Genomic DNA, 227 nt, shown 5'->3' on the forward strand with positions numbered 1-227 from the left:
TGGTAGGGCTGGTTGGACTCGAACCAACGACCCCCGCGTTATCAACACGGTGCTCTAACCAGCTGAGCTACAGCCCCAATATTTGCTGTTCTCTTTAAACACAGTCGATAAGTGTGAGCGCTTGAAATGTTCCGAAGAACCTGCAAACTCTAGAAAGGAGGTGATCCAGCCGCACCTTCCGATACGGCTACCTTGTTACGACTTCACCCCAGTCACGAATCCTACCG

The 227-nt window shown here is 51.5% G+C and carries 1 tRNA gene and 1 rRNA gene; both read right to left on the reverse strand.

What is annotated here, in order from left to right:
* Positions 1–77 (reverse strand) — tRNA-Ile (locus tag KW842_RS27945).
* Positions 78–153: 76 nt separating this feature from the next.
* Positions 154–227 (reverse strand): 16S ribosomal RNA (locus KW842_RS27950); the annotation flags it as partial.

Origin of the sequence: Duganella sp. sic0402, from assembly GCF_019219065.1 — a bacterium.
Classification (GTDB): domain Bacteria; phylum Pseudomonadota; class Gammaproteobacteria; order Burkholderiales; family Burkholderiaceae_D; genus Rugamonas.